Annotated in this window: 15 protein-coding genes; 10 read left to right on the plus strand and 5 right to left on the minus strand. The window is 43.1% G+C overall.

Going from position 1 to position 20,681, the window contains the following annotated elements; genetic code table 11:
- The first annotated feature begins 67 nt into the window (after window positions 1–67).
- From MNQ98_RS13555 to MNQ98_RS13570, 4 genes are all read left to right on the plus strand, one after another.
- Complete coding sequence (locus MNQ98_RS13555) at window positions 68–1,126, plus strand: acyl-CoA dehydrogenase family protein (RefSeq protein ID WP_241933636.1); 1,059 nt, start codon at window positions 68–70, stop codon at window positions 1,124–1,126.
- A 326-nt stretch (window positions 1,127–1,452) separates the two neighbouring features.
- A complete protein-coding gene (locus MNQ98_RS13560) occupies window positions 1,453–3,177 on the plus strand; it encodes an ABC transporter ATP-binding protein (RefSeq protein ID WP_241933922.1) in 1,725 nt (574 codons plus the stop codon).
- Window positions 3,174–4,997, plus strand: coding sequence for an ABC transporter ATP-binding protein (locus MNQ98_RS13565; RefSeq protein ID WP_241933637.1), 1,824 nt, complete (start codon window positions 3,174–3,176; stop codon window positions 4,995–4,997). Before MNQ98_RS13560 ends, MNQ98_RS13565 begins: the two co-directional genes overlap by 4 nt.
- 89 nt (window positions 4,998–5,086) lie before the next feature.
- Window positions 5,087–5,569, plus strand: coding sequence for an SRPBCC family protein (locus tag MNQ98_RS13570; RefSeq protein WP_241933638.1), 483 nt, complete (start codon window positions 5,087–5,089; stop codon window positions 5,567–5,569).
- 59 nt (window positions 5,570–5,628) lie between these two features.
- On the opposite strand, the gene MNQ98_RS13575 is transcribed toward MNQ98_RS13570, so the two are convergent.
- The 3 genes from MNQ98_RS13575 to MNQ98_RS13585 are packed head-to-tail and all read right to left on the minus strand — an operon-like array spanning window position 5,629 to window position 9,406.
- Complete coding sequence (locus MNQ98_RS13575; RefSeq protein WP_241933639.1) at window positions 5,629–6,789, minus strand: Ger(x)C family spore germination protein; 1,161 nt, start codon at window positions 6,787–6,789, stop codon at window positions 5,629–5,631.
- Between the two features lies 1 nt (window position 6,790).
- Complete coding sequence (locus MNQ98_RS13580; RefSeq protein WP_241933640.1) at window positions 6,791–8,317, minus strand: spore germination protein; 1,527 nt, start codon at window positions 8,315–8,317, stop codon at window positions 6,791–6,793.
- Between the two features lie 3 nt (window positions 8,318–8,320).
- Window positions 8,321–9,406, minus strand: coding sequence for a GerAB/ArcD/ProY family transporter (locus MNQ98_RS13585; RefSeq protein WP_241933641.1), 1,086 nt, complete (start codon window positions 9,404–9,406; stop codon window positions 8,321–8,323).
- Window positions 9,407–9,714: 308 nt separating this feature from the next.
- On the opposite strand from MNQ98_RS13585, the gene MNQ98_RS13590 reads away from it, so the two are divergent.
- The 5 genes from MNQ98_RS13590 to MNQ98_RS13610 all read left to right on the plus strand — a co-directional run bounded on the left by MNQ98_RS13590 (window position 9,715) and on the right by MNQ98_RS13610 (window position 17,318).
- Window positions 9,715–11,457, plus strand: coding sequence for an ABC transporter ATP-binding protein (locus MNQ98_RS13590; protein WP_241933642.1), 1,743 nt, complete (start codon window positions 9,715–9,717; stop codon window positions 11,455–11,457).
- A gap of 178 nt (window positions 11,458–11,635) precedes the next feature.
- On the plus strand, window positions 11,636–13,168 hold the full coding sequence (locus MNQ98_RS13595; RefSeq protein WP_241933643.1) for a spore germination protein: 1,533 nt from the start codon (window positions 11,636–11,638) through the stop codon (window positions 13,166–13,168).
- A complete protein-coding gene (locus tag MNQ98_RS13600; RefSeq protein WP_241933644.1) occupies window positions 13,161–14,264 on the plus strand; it encodes a GerAB/ArcD/ProY family transporter in 1,104 nt (367 codons plus the stop codon). The genes MNQ98_RS13595 and MNQ98_RS13600 overlap by 8 nt, the downstream gene beginning before the upstream one ends.
- The gene (locus MNQ98_RS13605) at window positions 14,261–15,376 is read left to right on the plus strand and encodes a Ger(x)C family spore germination protein (protein WP_241933645.1); all 1,116 of its coding nucleotides are present in this window, start codon (window positions 14,261–14,263) and stop codon (window positions 15,374–15,376) included. The genes MNQ98_RS13600 and MNQ98_RS13605 overlap by 4 nt, the downstream gene beginning before the upstream one ends.
- Window positions 15,377–16,736: 1,360 nt before the next feature.
- Window positions 16,737–17,318 (plus strand): alpha/beta fold hydrolase, encoded by a 582-nt coding sequence (locus MNQ98_RS13610; protein ID WP_241933646.1) that lies wholly within the window; start codon window positions 16,737–16,739, stop codon window positions 17,316–17,318.
- Window positions 17,319–17,463: 145 nt separating this feature from the next.
- Here MNQ98_RS13610 and MNQ98_RS13615 read toward each other — a convergent pair whose 3' ends face one another.
- Window positions 17,464–18,258, minus strand: coding sequence for a Cof-type HAD-IIB family hydrolase (locus tag MNQ98_RS13615; RefSeq protein WP_241933647.1), 795 nt, complete (start codon window positions 18,256–18,258; stop codon window positions 17,464–17,466).
- A gap of 22 nt (window positions 18,259–18,280) precedes the next feature.
- Entirely contained in the window at window positions 18,281–19,471 is a 1,191-nt protein-coding gene (locus MNQ98_RS13620; RefSeq protein WP_241933648.1) for an MFS transporter, read from the minus strand.
- 156 nt (window positions 19,472–19,627) lie between these two features.
- Here MNQ98_RS13620 and MNQ98_RS13625 point away from each other — a divergent pair, with 156 nt between their 5' ends.
- On the plus strand, window positions 19,628–20,599 hold the full coding sequence (locus tag MNQ98_RS13625; protein WP_241933649.1) for a LacI family DNA-binding transcriptional regulator: 972 nt from the start codon (window positions 19,628–19,630) through the stop codon (window positions 20,597–20,599).
- Window positions 20,600–20,681 lie beyond the last annotated feature (82 nt).

Consider the following 20,681-nt stretch of genomic DNA (forward strand, 5'->3'; position numbering starts at 1 on the left):
TGGTTAGAGACCACGAGGATACTCATGATAGAATAAGAGTGACGAAATTGACGAAAGCGGTGGAGAGATGCTTCTAACACAGCAACAAATGAACAATATAAGAGAACAATCGTTACGAATGGAGCAGGAAGGGATCGCATCCGAGGAAGTGCTTCAGCTCATTTACGATCATCGGTTGTTCCATCTGTTTGTGCCCAATGAACTGGAAGGACGAATGACTTCATTACCGGAAGCCGTACAGATCTTTCAGAATTGTTCACGCATTGACGGCAGTTTTGGATGGCTGGTCACGATCGGTGCCGGTGGAGGGTTTTTTGCATCATTTATGATCCCTGAAGTAAGTCAGAAGGTATATGCCCATCGAACAGCGGTCATTGCTGGCAGCGGTACTCCGTCCGGAACAGCACGCCGTGTAGAAGGTGGGTTCCTGGTTAAGGGGAGCTGGAAATATTGCAGTGGTTCCACCCATGCGACGGTGTTTACAGCGAATGCGGTGGTGGAATCGAATGGATCAAGTTGGGATACCAGATCAGGAGAGGATCAGGAGATTCGCTCTTTCATTCTTTTGCCGGAGCAAGTACAAATTGATCCTGACTGGAACGCATTTGGACTCAAAGCGACCTCTAGCCATCGTATTTCGGTTAGGGATATCTTCGTGCCTGATGACATGACGTTTGTTATAACTGAAACGAAGGCTTACGAGAATGAAATGATTTATAAGTATCCATTCCTGCCTTTTGCACAAGCATCTTTTGCAGCCGTTACGCTAGGGATTGCACAGCATTTCCTGGAATCAGCTCAAGAGTTATTGAAGCAAAAGACAGATCATCCATACGTTCTAAGTAGATTGAATGAACAGCAAGAGGCTTTACGGCAGAGTGAAATTGTCTTTCACGAAAGTATCGTTAAGTCCTGGAATGACCTGCTGCAGGATGGACAACTCTCTCCGAAAACGGAAGAATGGGTGTCTGGACAATGCGTTTCTACGGCGAAAGTGTCGTTAAGATGCGGACAAGAGTTGTTTCCGCTGCTCGGCTTGTCGGCTGCTATGGAGAACAGTACAATCAATCGAACCTGGAGAGATCTGCAGACCGCTTGTCAGCATGCACTGCTCAGAAGTTATTAAGCGTAAGGATACAGATTTTAGAGTCGAAGTATGACCAGACGTAAAATTTCCGGTTATATCATGCTAAAAAATGATAAAGAAGCTATGGCCTTAAGTATAAGGCATGGCTTCTTTTTATTTAAGCCCTCTGTAATTGTAAGTGTTGGGGTATAAAGGAACATAGTAAATATTTGTATTCTATTCCATTTAGCCAAGGTATAATGAAATACGCCTTTATTTTGTGACTTGTAAACGATTTTTTCGCCATGGAAGGAAGTGTTTATTTGAGAGAAGAACCCAAGCATGATCTCAACAAGAAAGATAAAAGTCTTGGTATGTACCGGGATATGCTTGTTCGCTATGTATTACCGCAGCGGAAGCTGTTAACTGGCTTAACCGTGCTCCTATTCTTATCAATAGGATTGCAGCTCGTCAACCCTCAGATTATCCGCTACTTCATTGATACGGCACAAGGGGAAGGAAGTCTGATTCCCCTTTATTATGCAGCAGGCTTGTTCATCGCATTCTCCGTTCTTCAGCAAGGAATCTCTGTAGCAGCTGCTTACTTTAGCGAGAACTTGGGTTGGAAAACAACCAACAAACTCCGCTCAGAACTCGTGGAGCACTGCCTCTCTCTGGATATGAGTTTCCATAAAACACAAACCTCCGGCTCTCTGATTGAAAGAGTGGATGGAGACGTTAATGCACTGGCCAACTTCTTCTCTAGCTTCATCATTCATCTGTTCGGAAATATGATGCTCATGATCGGTATACTTGTATTGCTGTTTCGGGAAAATGTGTGGATCGGGCTTGTCATGACCGTATTTGTCATTGGCAGCGTGTATGTTATTCAATACATTCGTCGTTTTGCCATTCCGGTCTGGAAGCAGTGGAGACAACTGAACGCTGACTTTTACGGCTTTATTGGTGAGCATTTGGAAGGGACGGAGGACATTCGGGCTAACGGTGCAGCCGGATATGTCATGAATCGCTTTTATGAAATGTCACGCCGTATGTTGCCGGTACGGGTAAGGGCTTTTCTCGGTTTTTTCATGATGTGGAGTACAACGATTCTTGTGTTCGCTTTAGGTAATGCAGCGGCCTTTATCGTATGCGCCATCCTGTGGAAAAATGGACAGAGCGGCCTGACGATCGGATCCGTTTATCTTGTCTTTTATTACACGGAGCTGCTCGCCAAGCCAATTGAGAAGATCCGTACCCAGCTCGAGGATCTGCAGAAAGCCGATGCCAGTCTGCTGCGCGTTCGGGACCTGCTGGCCATCCAGCCGATGATTAAAGATGGACCGGGGGCGCCACTTCCTGATGGGCCGCTGTCTGTGAAGTTCCGCGGTCTTACGTTCTCGTACGAGGAAGATGGACTGACAACGCTTGATGATTTGGACTTTTCTCTAGAACCGGGACAGACATTGGGACTATTGGGTCGTACTGGCAGCGGAAAAACGACGATTGCTCGCCTTTTACTGCGCTTTTATGATCCACAATGGGGAAGTATTGAGCTCGCGGGTACGGATATCCGCAGCTGTAAGCTTCACGAGCTAAGACGAAAAGTAGCGATGGTAACACAGAACATCGAAATTTTAGAAGGTTCTGTACGGGACAATCTGACATTGTTTGATAATGGGATACCGGACAAACAGATTGTAGAAGTGCTGAATCAGTTAGGACTTGGAGATTGGTACAATGCTCTCCCTGAAGGACTGGATACAGGATTGGCATCAGGAGGCGGTAGCCTTTCGGCAGGCGAAGCACAGCTTCTAGCTTTTGCACGGGTATTCCTGACCGAACCGGGACTTGTTATTCTTGATGAAGCTTCTTCGCGTTTGGACCCATTGACGGAATCCCGGATTGAGGAAGCAATAACACGTTTGCTGCGAGAGAAGACGTGTATTATAATCGCGCACCGTCTGGCTACGGTGCAGCGAGCGGATCGTATTCTTATTCTTGAGAATGGGCGGACCATAGAGAGCGGTGATCGCGAGAAACTGGCTGCCGATCCGGAATCCAGGTTCAGCCGGATGATTTCTGTTGGAATGGAGGAGGTGCTGGCGTGAAAACAAGACATTTTTTCTGGCGGCTTATTATGTACCGGCCCGGCTTGTATTTGTTGAATCTTCTGGCCTGGTCGCTGATTCATATGGCGCCTCTCATTCCTGGACTGCTTACGAAAGCTTTTTTTGATCATTTGGAAGGTACTTATACTTTGTCTTATGGCGTGTGGGGCATCGCAGCTTTGTTGGTCGGTGCGGCATTGGGACGTATTGCTTTGATATATGGGGGCTTCATAACGGATGTACATTTCCGTTTTCGCGTTAGTACCCTGGTTAGGCGGAATATGCTCGCTCATGTGCTTAAGGAACCAGGTGCACGGGCCATACCATGCTCTCCAGGTGAGGCTATCAGCAACTTTCGGGATGATGTGGAACAGGCGGAGGAGGCCACAAGTTGGTCCGTTGATACGCTTGGGCTCATTGGGTTTGTCGTAGTAGCAAGCTGGATCTTGATTTCCATAGATCTACAGCTGACGGTGCTGGTATTCGTACCGTTGATTCTCGTTGTGACAGCGGCTCAGATTGCGACCACTCGAATTCAGAAATACCGGGCTGCAAGCCGGGAATCCACCGCCAAGGTAACAGGAGCCATCAGCGAAATGTTCGCCAACGTGCAAGCCATTCAAGTCGCAGGGGCGGAGAAACGCGTTGTCGACCGATTTGTTAAGCTTAGCGAGAATCGCCGCCAGTCGATGGTCAAAGATAAACTTCTCACGGAGACGCTTTCGTCTATTTTTACGAATTCCGTTAATCTGGGTACCGGTCTGATTCTGGTATTAGCCGGTTATAAAATGCGCAGCGGCGGCTTTACTGTAGGTGACTTGTCTCTGTTCGTGTATTATTTAACTTTCGTCACGCAGCTTATTTCAAATGTAGGTAACTTTATGACCCATTACAAACAATTAGGGATAAGCTTTGAGCGTATTAAATCGATGTTAAGCGGTACACCGGCATCACTGCTTACGGTAGCCAACTACATCGGTATCGGGCGTCCAAAGCATCCAGCAAATAATAGTTCTTCCGACATATTAGAAGAAACTCCGGCGATTTTGGTCGCGGAGGACGGCCTTCTTACTCCGTCCATCCAAGCTCCTATGCTTAAGGTGCTGGAGGCACGCAGCTTGTCCTATCGTTATCCGGAAACAGGCCGTGGAATCCAGAACATTGATCTAACACTGAAACGAGGTTCTTTCACGGTAATTACCGGCATGATTGGCAGTGGTAAAACAACGCTCGTGCGCACACTGCTCGGACTTCTTCCGGCTGAAACGGGTGAGATCCGCTGGAATGGGAAAAGAATTGAGTCCCCGGCAGATTTTTTCATACCGCCGCAAAGCGCCTATACTGCACAAATCCCGCGGCTATACAGTGATAAGCTTCGTAACAACATTCTTCTGGGAGTAACGGAGCAGCCAGGCAGTTTAGAGCGGGCGCTGCATTCAGCCGTCATGGAAGAGGATATCATTCATCTTCAGAACGGTTTGGATACGATCGTTGGGCCTCGAGGTGTAAAGCTATCTGGAGGTCAGGCCCAGCGAACAGCTGCCGCCCGTATGCTAGTGCGCGATGCACAGCTGTATGTATTCGATGATCTGTCGAGCGCATTGGATGTTGATACAGAACGCAAACTATGGGAGCGGCTGTTCCGCGAACGGGGCGGAGTAACCTGCCTAGTTGTATCTCACCGTAAAGCGGCACTTTCCCACGCTGACCATATCATTGTTCTTGCAGGCGGAGAGATCGAAGCAGAGGGTACGGCTGAGGAGCTCCTTGTATCAAGCGAAAGCTTCTGCCAGCTATGGTACGGAGAAGAAGCGGGCTGACGATTAGATAATAGAAACATTTGAATGTATAACCCAAAGCAATAAACATGAGATATAGTAACCAATCATACGGTTTGAGGAGGATTAACATGTTAGCTGTCATACAAAAAGCTAAAGAAGGATATGTTGCTACATTCGAGCGTAATCTGAACCATTCGGATGAAAAGGTCTGGGCTATGTTAACAGAAAATGAAAAGCTGAGGCAATGGTTTCCCGAACTTCGGGTTGAAGATCTCCGTAAAGGAGGAGCTATTAAGTTTGACATGCAGGATGGTACGTTTGAGGAAATGGAAATCCTGGAGTTTAAGCATCTTTCTGTATTGGAATATACTTGGGGACATGATCGCGTACGTTTTGAACTTTATCCAACGATGACAGGATGTAATTTCAGCTTAATTGAAGAGATCAGTCAAATCACGGATCATACCCGAAAGGATCTTGCTGGTTGGCATGTATGCTTGGATGTTATCAGCGCTTTACTGGATGGTACAACTCTAGAATCACGCGAAAACGAATGGAAACGATGGTATGAGGAATATACGCAACTTATAGAGAGATTTAGTCAAGATTAGCAGACAATGATCTACGCTGGAGTATAATTAAAGCCATAGCTGATCCCAAGGGATATCAGCTATGGCTTTTTAGGTAACTTCATCATTCCTACAAACTCAATATTGACTTTTACGGTGACGAAATCCAACGAATTTTCATCGAGCAGGTCATCACTTGATTGTTGCAGCTGCTTCCAGATTCCAGTCTTTTGTTTAAACAAAAGATGCTCCAAGCTGTATACGTCCGATTTTATTTTTAATCCATTGTTATAAGTATCTAATATTTCTTGTTTTATCACTTCAGCTGCCAATTTTTCGATTTCGGTCTCCGTTATTTCTGTCAGGGCCTCAGTTACATTTGCTCTTGATTCGATGTGAACTTGGTATCTAGGAACGCCGTGCACCATTTTTAATGATCTACGAATCTTCGGGTCTTCTAGGTACACAAAAGCGGCATGTACTCCGTCTTTTTTTACGTTAATTGAAGAACGACGCGTTTCCTCTTGCAACCAACGTAGCCCCGATAGTTCGTTATTTTTAAGCAATCCGTTGTACTTGCCTTCGGAGGACAAGGCATAGGCGCCATCAATAATTAGTTTTGGATCATTTTTTTTATTTAATTTCCATGTTGATGAATCAATGGTCAAATTGGGAAGCAATGCTGTGGTAGCCGGTTCAGTTAGTTGTGCGACAAAATCAAAATATCGAACGGGAACGATGTAAGACTTTTGTTTATATTCCTGCAATGGCTCGTGTAACAATGTTTTCAAGGGGGAAAGGTTAAAAAATGCCGTCGTCGTTAATAGTCGTTCGATCGATTCTTTTGTTCCAAATACCCATGGAGTCCAGCGAACTTCCTGATAGCGGTTGAGCGTGTCGGTGTTTTTAACAATATCTGTTTTTAAGTAATTTTCACTCATGATAATACATGAGATGTGGCTCCAAACGGTTCGTTCCTGTGCTGAGTTAAATACTTGGCTTATAGCCATATTTAACGTTTTTCCGGTAGTCTTTCCAGTCCATACTTGAGCAGGCTTATCCGATTTTCCGGTTTCAGCCTTTGCAACATATGAGAAATCAAGCATTTGAGTATATATGATGAAGTTCCCATCCTCATAATCTATACCCAAAGCGGTTATGTAATTCACGTCTTGGATTTCTTTGATATCCCAGCATCCAGAAAGCAAGTTCAGGAGAAGCAACGCAACGGTTATTTTTATTAATCTAAGGTAAACTCTCATTTTATCCCGTTTCCTCTTCTTGTGATGTGTTGTCTATGGTGTTAAGAATCTCTGGTCTTTTTCTCTTGAAAACCCATGGCTTGGCAAGAAAGGCCGACATCAGATCTCTCCAAGTCAGCGGGGAATAAGGAGCCAGATAAGGGAGACCGAAGGACTCTAAAACGGATAGATAAGCTAAGATGCTCATCATACCAATAAAGAAGCCTAACATACCGAAAATGGAGGAACAAAGGAGTATATATATTCGGATGATGCTGACAGTCCCGCTCAACGTTTGGTTTACTAATGTAAAAGTGGCGACGGCCGTTGTGGCTGAAACAACGAGCATCGTGGGGGAAGTAAGACCAGCACGAATCGCAGCATCACCAATGATCAACCCGCCCAGTACGGCGATTGTTTGACCGACTGCCTTAGGAAGACGAACGCCTGCTTCCCTGAATAGCTCGAACATGCCAAGCATTAATATAAGTTCTACTGGCGTAGAAAACGGAAGTCCATATCTTGAATTAGCAACTGTTGCAAGAAGTGGGAATGGAAGCTGGTCCATATTATATGCAGTTAAGGCGATCCAAAAGCCTGGCAAAAAAATAGCTATGGACAAACCAAGAAGCCGAAGCAATCGTTCGAAAATATTAATATGGTAAGGGAAATAAGTGTCTTCCGGCGACTTTAATATCGAAAGCAAATTACAAGGAGCGATCAATGCCATCGGAGACCCGTCCACCATAATAACAAAGCGCCCTAACAACAAAACCTCGCTGCAAAAATCTGGTCTCCCAATATAGTCAAACAGAGGAAATATAGATAGTGTAGAATCAGCTATTCCTTCTTCCAGCTGTCCCGAGCTTATCAATGCATCGACTTTAAGATTATTCAATCGTTTCTTAGCTTCTTCAATGACTTCCGGACGAGCAATATCCGAAATATAAAGTAAAGATACTCTGGTTTGACTTCGTTCGCCGATAATAAATTGTTCATTATGCAAGGACGCCGTTCGCAGCCTTTTACGAATTAATGCTACATTCGTGTTTAAATCTTCTGTAAATCCATCCCTGGCACCTTTGATAGCAACTTCTGTATTCGATTCTTGGGGCATCCTTTTAGGGACTTGAGCAATATCAATGGAATAAAAGCATTTTTGTTCAGGGAAAAATGCAATCAGGTGTCCAGTAAACAGAAGCTTCACGGCATCTGAATGCTGCTTCATCGGTTTCCATGTCATTGATTTATCGAGTTCGTAAGCGAGCTCTTCCCAATTCGAGAAAGTTTCCAGCATCCATTCCAAATTAGGTAGTACATGCTGGAACATTACAGTGGAATTGATCATTCCCTCACTGTGCAGAATTAATGTTGAAATTCCCCGATCTTGCTTGGTCGGGAAATCTGTGATGATGACATCGGAAGAATCTGCGAATAAAGCGCGCAAAGATTCTTCATTCAGTGTTTCAGTAACAGAATCATTGTTGACAGCGGTCCCGTTTTGTTTGGATTTTTTACGAAACATCTGATTTCGGGGTTTGTTATTCATCGTCTAATCACCTTTTGTCTTGACTTTAATTGTAGTGGATAACGCGATGACTAAAGTGAATGTCGTTAAAAATATAAGGGAAACGGAAGAGTATTTTCCCAATACGTACATTTCAAGCTCATGATCGACACTTGGGATTGATGATACGCCGCTTAAGAGAGCACCTAATAACAATAAGAAGAGAAGTCGCCGTTTTGGTTTTTTAAATGGAATGCTGCCGGAGATAATGAATAAGAAGAGGGAGATCCGTATTAATGCACCGGACATCCACTGGTACAAAGCTAAGAAGTCGACATGGGTAAAATATTTTGTTATCGTGACCAGCAGCCACTGTTCATACGCCGGATATCGGGATTGCGACGCAATGGTCGGACCAAAATTAGCTATAGCCCCCATAAGTGGTCCGATGGTAAGACCGCCCAGCAGAACAGACAAAATAACAATGGATAAGTAACTAAGTTTGCGAGACATATGTTGTTGAATAAAGATTAAGATAATGATCTCCATAAAACCACCGAAGCCAATTGCCATGCTTTTTAACATAGGCCTGTAGCCGTCAACAAAGAGGGGGGTTAATAAGGAGTAATCTTTGTATTGGAGATTTACTACAGCTACAAAATGGCCTAGAATCCATACGAACGGGATCAGGATACCAGAAATGATCGCAATAGATCGTATTCCTTTATAGGCAACATAGACACACAGGAGAATGATAACAATCGATACAATCGATTTAGGTGTTCGCGGCAAGTAAGATACTTTAAGCCATGTCGTTGTTTCCCTCAACATGACAAGTGCCATGAGAAAGAAATAAACGGTAGTAACAATGATGAAAATCCACGTCAGCACAGAGCCAAAGCGCTCCTTAAACCAGGAAAATATGGGCTGTTGATTTGTCCGCTTCATTATAAAGTAAATGATATATACCCAAGCTATATGTAAAACCATCGACATTAAAACACCGAACCACGCATCACGACCAGCGGTTTGAAGCAAAATAGGAATCATAATGACGTGGTTGGTAATTCCTAGGACTAGAAGCATTATGAAGAAAATACCTAATACGGATATTTGTTTGGTGTTGGTCATTGTGGTTATCTCCAGGTGCTAATTTGATACTGAGAGTATTCTCCACTTGCTATTTTTTATGTATGAGGATGCTATATGTGGGATTAGATAAAACAGATCGGCAGACCTAATCATAATAAGTAAGCGTATACTATTTACACCTATAAGAAGTCCTTTATAATGGAGTTATTAACGAACAAGGAGGCAATATACATGAAAAACATGACGGATCAAACCATACAAACATATAAGGGTGGAACACTTTTTTAGTTTGTAAACGGTGAGCCCCCTTATATGTGTTTTTAAATAAACACATAAAGGGGTATGACATGCATTTTCCAGTAAAAAAATTCTTCTCATATTACAAACCGTATTTATCGTTGTTTCTTACGATATTGGCCTGCGCTTTTATCGTATCTATTGCAACTTTGGTATTTCCGCTACTCGTTCGGTATATTACGAAAGATGTTCTGGAAGGAGACTTGTCCACTGCCCTAAATGAAGTGTATTGGATTGGTGGGCTGATGCTTGTATTAGTTACGATTCAGAATATCGGGAATTACTTTGTGGACTACAAAGGTCATGAAGTTGGTGCGCGTATGGAAAGGGATATGCGTAGCGAACTATTCGAGCACATGCAAAAGCTTTCCTTTGGCTTTTACGATAAGGAAAAGACAGGGCAACTTATGTCTCGAATTACAAATGACTTGCTCTTACTTTCCGAGCTTTATCATCACGGTCCAGAAGACTATGTCAAATATCTCGTCCGCTTTATTGGAGCATTTATCGTTCTGTTCTCAATTAACGCACCGTTAACGATAGCTGTATTCTGCTTTTTACCATTATTAGGTCTATTTTCGTTGTACTTCAATAAGATGCTGAATAAGGCGTTAAGAAGAAGCAAAGAGCGAATAGGGGACGTCAACGCTCAGGTTGAGGATAGTTTATCGGGAATCCGCGTAGTTAAATCGTTTGCTAACGAGCACGTAGAGATTGAGAAGTTTAACTTAGCCAATAATCGTTTCCTTGATAGTCGAAAGAATACGTACAAGGCTGAAGCGCTCTTTTACAATAGTTTTGAAACCATTATCCAACTGATTACGATCACGGTGATCATCTTTGGTAGTGCCAATATCGTCAACAGTACTTTAGATTTAGCGGATTTGATTACTTTTTTACTGTATATCAACTTTATGATAGAGCCAATTCAACGATTGACTCATATGAGCACGCAGCTTCAAGAAGGAATCACTGGCTTTCAGCGGTTTATGGAAATCATGAATCTGAAGCCGGCTATCGAAAATAAACCGAATGCCAAAACCTTGTCAAAAGTGCATGGTGAAATTGAATTCAAACAAGTTTCCTTCCGTTATGAAGAGCATCTGGACAATGTCTTATATAATCTATCGCTTCATGTACAACCAGGAGAGTACATTGCCTTAGTAGGTCCGTCTGGTGCGGGAAAAACTACATTATGCTCGCTCATACCTCGCTTTTATGATGTGACAGATGGGGACGTGTTACTAGATGGGATCAGTGTCCGTGATATCAACCTGCAGTCATTACGAAAAACAATAGGTATTGTACAGCAAGATGTTTATCTTTTTGCGGGAACGGTGATAGAAAATATCCGCTACGGAAATCCATCAGCCAGTGATGAAGTTGTTATTGCGGCAGCCAAGCATGCCAATGCCCATGACTTTATTATGAGCTTGCCAAACGGCTACCACTCCGAGATCGGACAACGAGGCGTCAAACTTTCTGGTGGTCAAAAGCAGCGACTAAGTATCGCTCGCGTATTTTTAAAGAATCCACCCGTTCTCATATTAGATGAAGCAACGAGCGCATTAGATAACGAGAGTGAAAGTATCATCAAGGAATCACTAGAATCTTTAGCAAAAGGGCGTACAACTATCGTCATTGCCCATCGCCTTTCTACGATCCGTAATGCAGAGCGAATTATCGTATTAACGGAGGACGGTATTGTAGAACAAGGTCCGCATGATGCGTTACTTGCACGGGATGGAGCGTATGCACACTTGTACTCCAAGCAGTTTGAATTTCAAGTATAGTCTTTTAAAACAAAAATCGGCTTATCTCCTTAACGTAGGAGGGAAGCCGATTTGTTTTTTCTGCTATCTTCGGCAAGAAGCTATCCGAATAGATGTAAATCCCAAACTAAAGAATATTTACCTGTTTTTGGGGGGAACATATAATTTAGCTATCATATGATGACAAGGAGGCAGGGTTATGGGCTTTTTTAAAACAATGTTTAATAACAATCGAAGAAAAAGCAAACCTATGTCGAAAAAGTCCGCGTTATCACCCCAACCGGTATTTCCAACAGTGCAGGAGAATATTCAATATTTGAAAGATGCGCTGTTTCATACAGATGATTTAGCACGCGAAACGGTATCAATTCCAGGACATACGAGCGAGTTCCTCTTTATGTACACCATGTGTGACCAGAGTAAAATTCGTGAGGAAATAATAAAACCGATTTTGCAAAGAAGAGATGGAGATTTAGAAGAAATATTAATTGCGATGCGTGCCGACAAGCATGGTGATCTTGAGAAAGTGATTGATTTATTAGTTAATGGATATGCAGTGCTATTTATTGAGGGTATGGAAGAATGCTTTGTTATTGAGGTGAGATCGAGTCATGTTCGAAGTATCACCGAACCGAACAACGAGAAAGTTGTGGAGGGCTCACACGAAGGTTTTGTAGAGAATGTCCTTATAAATCTACAACTTGTTCGTAAACATATCGAGAATCGAAATTTGGTTGTGAAACGCTATAAACTTGGAAATGAAACAAAGAGTGAAGTGGTGATTGTCTATTTACAGAACCTGGCCAATCCCAAGCTCATCGAGGAAGTTGATCAAAGGATACGCAATATTGACGCGGATAATATCACATCTTCTGAATTTATCGAAGAATATATTGAAGACAAATCTTTCTCACCCTTTCCGCAGCTGCTGCATACGGAGAGACCCGACCGAGTCGTAGCGAATTTACTGGAAGGTCGAGTCGCGCTGCTAGCTGAAGGCAGTCCTACGGCCTTAATTATGCCTGTGACCTTCTTTGCCTTTTATCAATCACCGGACGATTATAGTTTCCGTTCTCTGCAAGCGTCGTTTATCCGATTCATACGGGTATTCAGTTTTATCATCGCTATCGGTCTTCCGGCTTATTATATTGCGGTGGTGTCTTTTCATTACGAAGTAATTCCACAGGATTTGCTGATGCCGGTCAAAAGCAGCGTTGAGCACATTCCGTACCCACCGATCCTTGAGGCGCTGTTCATGGAGCTGACGATTGAATTGCTTCGCGAAGCTGGCATTCGCCTCCCTGGGCCGGTAGGACAAACGATTGGGATCGTCGGCGGTCTCGTCATCGGAGATTCGGTTGTTAAAGTAGGTATGGTATCGAACGCCATGATCATTGTTGTCGCCTTAACGGCAATTGCTTCTTTCGTGGTACCTTCTCATGAGATGAGTGCTTCGGTTCGAATGCTGCGCTTCCCTGTCATGGTTGCCGCATCGCTATTCGGGTTTTTCGGGATTGTCTACAGCTTGATGATTATTGTAATCCATTTATGTAAATTAGAATCGTTTGGGACGCCCTATTTTTCCCCTGCAGCGCCGTTTCGATGGAAGGATTGGAAGGATACGATCATCCGGTTACCTCAATGGATGTTGAAGCAGCGTTCGAATGATCCAGCTCCACAAAGACTAGATCAACAGCGATCTTCGGGGGAGGAGCAGCAGAAAGATGGCTAATAACAAGGATCAAGTTACGTCAGGGCAGCTTGTATTTTTGATTATCCAGACTCAAATTGGTGTCGGGCTGCTAGGGCTGACAAGCAGGGTGCATGAAGTAGCAAAAGGGGATGGATGGATATCCGTGCTGTTGGCGGGTTTGCTGGCTCAATTGTTTATTGTCGTTATGTGGTGTTTAAGCAGAAGGTTTCCTTCGTTTACACTGTATGATTATTTGCCTACTCTATTGGGAAAATATACAGGTAAATTTATTCAATTCGTATATGTAGCTTATTTTATGTTGGTGTCCAGCTTTATCATTATTACATTTTGCAGAACGCTAAAAGACTGGGTATTAATCGATACGCCCAGATGGATCATCATAGGCATGATGACGGGCGTTTGTTTTTATCTGGTTCGAGAGAGCCTTCAAACGATTGCCCGTTTTTTTGTTCTCGTCTTCTTCTGCAACATTGCGGTGATCATCATTGCAGCGTATGCGTATCTCAATGTTAACTTTCTATATGTATTGCCAGTGGGACAAGCAGGTATATGGAATATAACGAAAGGCGCACACGAAAGCATGTCCTCTTTTTCGGGGTATGAGATTCTTTTGATTTGTTATCCCTTCGTGGAAGGAGGTAGCGCTGGGAAATTCAAAGCAGCAACCTTAGCGAATATCTTCGCCACTGTGTTGTATACCTTTGCGGTCTTTACCAGTCTTATCGTATTCAGTCCACCGGAGATGGAACTGCTTCCTCAACCTTTGATTTACATGGTTAAAGCGTTATCCTTCAGTGTGTTTGAACGGGCAGACCTATATTTTCTCTCCCTATGGGCGGTTGTGGCGGCCACTTCATTAATGGGTTATATGTTCATGGCTTCCAGGGGGATCGCTAATCTCTTTAAGGCGAAGAGTAGTCATCGGAAAGCAGTTCCTCACACGGTGGCCCTTGTATTTGTTATTGCCCTGATCTTACAAGATCCAGTCTTGATTGATATATTAGGAAAATTTTTATCTATCGCTAATTATGTGATTGTATTTGGGATCCCATTCGTTCTATTCATGATTTCCGTTCTGTTCAAGGTAAAGGAAGCTAGGGGGAGTACGGGGTGAGATTGGGTATAACCATATTTGCAGTCTGCTTCATGGCATCGCTGCTATCGGGTTGTTGGGACCAGAAACTCCTGAAGGACGAAAGACTAGCATTTATTGTGGGCCTTGATTTGAGTTCGGATGGGAAGATTCAGACGACAACTGCGATACTTGATGTGAGCGGTTCGGAAAGCGGAACGAAGAAGTATAGCGAAATTCATACGGTGAGTGGAAATACAAGCAGACATAACCGGGATATTATTGACCGTGAAGTACCCGGTAGATTTTCTGCTTCCAAGATGCGTGTCATTCTAATCGGAGAGGCTTTGGCGAGACAAGGTATTTATCCGATTCTCGATGTATTCTACCGTGACCCTAGTAGCGCTCTGAATGCGAAGATTGCTGTCGTTGAGGGTACATCTAAAGATGCCATCAACATGAAATTATCAGGCACAAAACTAATCAGTGAGCATTTCAGCAAGCTGATCCAAAGTGCGGAGAATAGAACGATAGTTCCAGCGGTTGACCTTCAACTTATCTGTCCGAGCATGCTGGATCCAGGTGATGATTTTGCTGTTCCGTATATTTCTAAAAGTGAGACAAAACCTTCGGTTTACGGGATAGCACTTTTTAGTGGGGATATCATGAAAGATACGTTAAAGTCAGAAGATTCATTTTTGTACTTGCTGATGAATGATAAATTAGCTAAGGCTGGAAGCTTGACGCTTAAAATAAATGAGGAAGGAAATAGAGAACAGGAAAAATATATCGCGATGAACATTCAAAGATTAAAACGGAAGATGAAAGTAAACGTTAATGGCTACCGAAATATTCATGTGACGCTGGATTTGAATTTAAAAGTGACTGCCATTGAATATCCGAAGGATCATTTAAACGATCGGCGAGTTTTAGGAGAGTTAAACAAGAAACTTTCGGAAGAACTGACGAGAAGAGCTCAAGCTATTACGAAAAAAATGCAGCAGGCAAATTTTGACGGGTTTGGGATTGGTCGAAGAGTAATGGCTTACTATCCGGATACATGGGAAAATCTGAATTGGATAGAGGATTACCCAAAGGTGGAGTTTGATTCTAAAGTAACGGTAGAGATTGTGAGCCACGGAATTATGAACTAAAAATAACCAGAGAGGAAGGGAGGAAACTTTTCAGCGAATGGTCGAGGTAGAATAAAACGGTAAACCACCCACAAATGCAAACGAACCGGTTAAGGAATAATCCCTTTATCGGTACGTTTATATTTTTCAAGGTTATTTGTCTATGTTATGTTTCGTTAGGGATAGATCTCTTAATAACCCAAAAAGCTAAACTTGTCATTACCAACCAACAACAGAATGCTAAAATAGACATTAATGACAGTTCTGTCAAACCAGCAATCTGTAACTTATTTTTTCCTGAAACGGTTAGGAAAAGTTCAGACCATTCAATGTTATAACAGATTCCTACTGTCACAATGATTATAAACAAAAAGAATTGTAAGCACAGATTTCCAGTCGATCTCCAGGCCGTGTTAAGAAGTAATGAAAATTCTCTGTGTGAAAGATTATGGGTATATACGTTCATATTATTTTGAGAAGAAATCAAGTTTAGTGTATAGCTGCCAATTATTACACTAAGAATAATGAAGATTGGTGAATAAAAGCCGAAAAACATTAAAAATGTTCCTAATAGAAAAACAAATAATCTATTACTTTCCTTAATTAGTTTATCACTTAACATGGTTATTAAAACCCCAATAAAATATGAACCAACTACAACAATGACGCTGGTAAACATATTATAAAATGCATAACTAAAAAACAACCCGATTAAGAATAAATAACCATTTCCAAAGCCAATAAAAAATGATTGGGCTTTTAGTTTTGTTGTCACTGAAGAAGAAAGTCTTTGGGGAAAATCACTCCTTAACAATGTGACAAACATGGAGCCAATAAGTATTATAGCCAGGATAAGAAAATAAAATTATGATGTGATCATCGGTTATATTACGGCTCGAACGTATTAGAATGACAAGTATAGAAAGAAATAAAAACCTTACAACTGACCACGTGATAGAAATAGAAGGCATATCTTCGATTTTTAAAATACGTGGAATTTTTCTTATGGCGAAAAGTATGCTTATCAAGCATCCACTATAGACTAAAATTAACAACTGTAGGTTTACTATGCTCATTGCCAAAAGAAATGCGATTAATAAGAAAAAAACGATAAATATAATTACGACTAGTTGTTTTTTGGTGAAGATTCGTCCACCTCTTTCGACATGACGAGATAAAAAAGTGCTTGTCATTGAAGAAATAGAACTAACTGAAATACCACTAATTAGTGCGCTTATTTCTAGCCATTGGTAAGAATTATGTATAAAAGCAACACTTATTAACGATGTTATAGTAATGAACATAGACGCGTATAAAGATCGATGAACACCAACCCTACTAACTATAGGGATCCAAATGAATACTCAATTCCCAGGGTGGCATGTATTCCCGACTGTTCGCGCAGCAGTATAGGGATGAAGTCGCCGGATTGGTGCTGCTGGATGCGCGACCGGATCAATTCTCGCAGGCAACGGATGCTATTTTTGAGCAGGAAGGACTGGATCTGGATAAGACGGGAATGCCGCCTACGGCCTTGATGAAGTTATTAAAAGCGTCGGGCGCTATGCGGCTGTTCCAGAATTCCTTATTAGCTCAATTTCCGGCTGAGGAGAGGGCGCTCTATGTCAATGTAGACGCAGCGTCAGCTTACTTGGAGACGGCGGAAGAAGAAGACAGGCACATGACCGAGGTGGAAGAGGCTATCCGCGATCAACAGCTCGGATCTCTTCCCGTCAGAATCGTCACTCACGCCATTCCGAACGACGCCACCGCATTTGGTATGTCGGCAGAGAGCAGCCGCCAGCTGGAAGATATTTGGCAGGAGCAGCAAAAGGGCTTGTTGGACATATCCACCGACAGCGAACTAATTATAGCTCAGAACAGCGGCCATATGATTATGCATGACGAGCCCGATTTGGTAGTTGAGATCGTGCGGGGATTATTGGCACAACACCGGAATTGAAGTCCGTTGTTGTGTCATTTTGCATCAAAAAGGAAATTAAAGAAGCTGACGCCGGTTGAGTACCGACACCAGCTTGCAGCTTAGGGTCTTTTTTTCAGTGTCCAATAAATGGGGTCTTAACCATAATCGGAATGGCTTCTTTTATTTATTCTAATAGTAGGTCTATCGCATCCAGCACAGCTTCGGCATTATTCGAACCGATCTGATATTTCGCCGTCCTCTTTACGAGTTCACTCGCATGTTCCATCGCATAGCTATAATGTACATGCCTTAGCATTTCGACATCATTGCCACTATCACCAAAAGCCGCCGTCTTATCGTCCGTAATCTGCCATCTTTGCTGAAGAAGCTGAATTCCATGCGCCTTGTGAATGCCCGTTACAATAATATCCACATCCCCATGACCGCACGATACGGCCGTAACTTCCTCCCCTAACTCAAGCTTCAAGTTCACAAGTGCTTGATCCAGATCTTCAAGTGGAAAACGAAGGGCAAATTTAAATAATTGGTCCTCAATAGTCGTTAGATTCTCTACTCTCTTTAATCGATGGTAGTATTGTTTCGAATAGTTATAATAGTCATCTGATTCATCATGCCGCATGTAAGCACTTTGTTTGCCGCATAATGCAATGTTCGAGGAAGGATAGTGATTCAGAAGCTCCAGCGTCTTCGCAATTGTCTCATCAGACATTCGACCTGTGAACACTTCCTCTTTCCCGTCTATAATATAAGCGCCATTCTCCGCAACAAAAGCAATCTCATGCTCAATTTCAGGAAAAAACGACCGCAGCTGGTAATATTGATTCCCGCTAGCCACAACAAACCTAATGCCTTTTCTTTTCATCTGCGCATACTGATCCAGAAAGCGATCTCGATTATAGTCCTTGCGGTCATTCAGAAACGTGCCATCCATGTCTACGGCAATGATTTGTACATCCATGTTCAAGTTCTCCCCTTATTCATTAATTTAAGGTAACGTCCGCTTGATTACGGTAGAATCTTCCGATACCTAGCAGCAGTATGATCAAATAGATCGCCGCAAAACTAGCGATATACCACAGCGCAGACACCGTGCCTGAATGGTCCATCGAATATCCAATCAGTGCAGGGAAGACCGCGGCTCCGAACCCGGCAAAAGCTGTAACCAGACTGGTCACGAGACGCGTCATGCCGGGGAACGTATGATTCGCATACACCATCGTGATCGAATACACACCAGACATCGTTAACCCCATCATGATGATCAGGATAAAGCCGACGACAGCATCCCTCCATAACGCAAACATGACGATCACCACGAGCGTGCCGAACATACTCCAGCGCAAATAACTCGCATAATTTACTTTTCGAATAATCCAACCTGTAGCAGCCCTGCCAATCACCATCGCTGTCCAGAACAAACTAATACTCAACGAGGCGTAGTAAGGGGTAACCTCTAAATGATTCAGGAAGATAGAGGACATGAAATGATTCAGACTCCCCTCAATCCCGCTGTAAATGAAAATCAAGAAGACGAATGCGAAGAGAATATAACGCTTCATCTGCTTGGTCTTGAACATCGGCGGCGGTGTAATGCTGGCATCCAAAGATTTCGCGCCTTCCGTTTCCTCCTTGGCAAAAGATATGAAGCACCATATGACCGCCATAATGATTCCAAGACATGCCGTCACGAGGAAGGAATACCGCCAAACCTGATTCGCAATCAATACACTAGCGATGAGCGGCATACAGAGCGCACCGATCCCGAACGAAACCTCGAGATTACTCATCACCACAGCTCGACGGCCCACGAATATTTCCATCATCAATGTCGCAACAACGCACTCGATTGCTGCTGCACCGACACTATTCAAGAAATTTAATGCAACAACCCAGCCGAACGGCGGAAGTGACCATACACTGAACTGCGCAATCGCAATGACGATCGCAGAGAGAGCGAGTACGTATTTTTCCTTCTTCAATACTTTCATGAGCCATGCCGAAATTGGCACGCCCGCAATAAAGCCGACTGCACTCACGAATACCATCTGCCCGCCAACCGTATAAGACTGCTCATAGTGAGCGAGCAATTGCGGCATCACAGAACCGATCGTTGTAATGACAAGTCCTGCTAGAAAATACAATGAATACGAAGCGATCGCAAAGGTTCTCATGCCTTAACCTCCTTCTAGAAATAGGGATCATCCTGCTAATATTTTCATTGTAAAGAATGAAATGCGTTTCAAGTCAAGCATTCAAAACCATATTTCTAAAAAAGAAATCGGCATGTTACAATGATTCCGATTATGCAGAAAAAAAGGGGGATCCTTATGGCGAATATCAAAGATGTCGCTAGAATGGCAGGTGTCTCGATTGCAACCGTATCCCGCGTTCTCAATGAGTATCCTCATGTCGCCAAGGACAAGCAAGAAAAGGTTATGGCGGTTATGAAGGAATTGAATTATTCGGTGAATGGCAACGCGGTGAAGTTAAGCAAAGGAAAGACAAATACCATTGGTGTCATTGTGCCGTATAACAATAACTCTTGTTATGATGAACTCATTAACGGCATTCTGAAGAAAGCGCATGAGTTGCATTATCAAGTTCTCTTGCTGCCTTCGTATTATGAGAACGTCATAGAGAGTAGCTATCTTACGTTATTGAAAAAGAAAATGATTGATGGAATCCTACTCACTTCGCATACACTTCATCCTGAGCAGATCTTAGCCTTGTCCGAGTGGGGGAAAATCGTATGCTGTGACGCTTGCCCCGTCGAGCTTGTCCCGTCTGTGTTCCCAGATCGATTTGCAGCGTATATCGAAGTCTTCACTTATTTGAAGAACAAAGGCTATAAGCGTATACATTTCACATCGGGAAGAGATTTTCAATCGAGTCCTAGCACGCGATTACGTATTCAGGCGTATCAAGAAACCATCACCGAAGCGTATGAAAGTCAGTTCTTCGACCAGTGCTTCGACTATCAAGATGGGAAAAGAGTTGGCGACCTCATGTTTCAAAATTCGATCGTTCCGGATGCGATTTTTACGAATGGCGATGAAGTCGCTGCAGGAATTATAGCTTCCGCCCAGACGCACGGCTACAGTTACCCGCAAGATTTCGAGATTATTGGCGAGGAAAATACGCCATTAAGTGAAATATTAGGTTTCCCAAGTGTGGATTATCATCAGACTGCAATTGGAGAGCAAGCCGTCTCGCTATTACTAAGCGATGAAAATGCCCGAATTCAGATTCGACATCAACTCAACTTCAAAGCTCGAACAGAAGCGAGTGCGTTGTCCTGAATGAGCGCGAAGTTCACTCCTACCTACACAACAAAGAAGCCATACCCTTGTGGGGATGGCTTCTTTGTTGTTGTTCGAACTC

This window comes from Paenibacillus sp. N3/727 (assembly GCF_022637315.1).
GTDB classification, from domain to species: domain Bacteria; phylum Bacillota; class Bacilli; order Paenibacillales; family Paenibacillaceae; genus Paenibacillus_AQ; species Paenibacillus_AQ uliginis.

Coding starts and splice junctions, on each gene's coding strand:
- MNQ98_RS13580 (WP_241933640.1), bottom strand. CDS start 8,317: ATGAATAACAAACCCCGAAATCAGATGTTTCGTAAAAAATCCAAACAA.
- MNQ98_RS13625 (WP_241933649.1), top strand. CDS start 19,628: ATGGCGAATATCAAAGATGTCGCTAGAATGGCAGGTGTCTCGATTGCA.
- MNQ98_RS13595 (WP_241933643.1), top strand. CDS start 11,636: ATGGGCTTTTTTAAAACAATGTTTAATAACAATCGAAGAAAAAGCAAA.
- MNQ98_RS13555 (WP_241933636.1), top strand. CDS start 68: ATGCTTCTAACACAGCAACAAATGAACAATATAAGAGAACAATCGTTA.
- MNQ98_RS13585 (WP_241933641.1), bottom strand. CDS start 9,406: ATGACCAACACCAAACAAATATCCGTATTAGGTATTTTCTTCATAATG.
- MNQ98_RS13615 (WP_241933647.1), bottom strand. CDS start 18,258: ATGGATGTACAAATCATTGCCGTAGACATGGATGGCACGTTTCTGAAT.
- MNQ98_RS13600 (WP_241933644.1), top strand. CDS start 13,161: ATGGCTAATAACAAGGATCAAGTTACGTCAGGGCAGCTTGTATTTTTG.
- MNQ98_RS13620 (WP_241933648.1), bottom strand. CDS start 19,471: ATGAGAACCTTTGCGATCGCTTCGTATTCATTGTATTTTCTAGCAGGA.
- MNQ98_RS13575 (WP_241933639.1), bottom strand. CDS start 6,789: ATGAGAGTTTACCTTAGATTAATAAAAATAACCGTTGCGTTGCTTCTC.
- MNQ98_RS13610 (WP_241933646.1), top strand. CDS start 16,737: ATGTATTCCCGACTGTTCGCGCAGCAGTATAGGGATGAAGTCGCCGGA.
- MNQ98_RS13590 (WP_241933642.1), top strand. CDS start 9,715: ATGCATTTTCCAGTAAAAAAATTCTTCTCATATTACAAACCGTATTTA.
- MNQ98_RS13570 (WP_241933638.1), top strand. CDS start 5,087: ATGTTAGCTGTCATACAAAAAGCTAAAGAAGGATATGTTGCTACATTC.
- MNQ98_RS13560 (WP_241933922.1), top strand. CDS start 1,453: ATGCTTGTTCGCTATGTATTACCGCAGCGGAAGCTGTTAACTGGCTTA.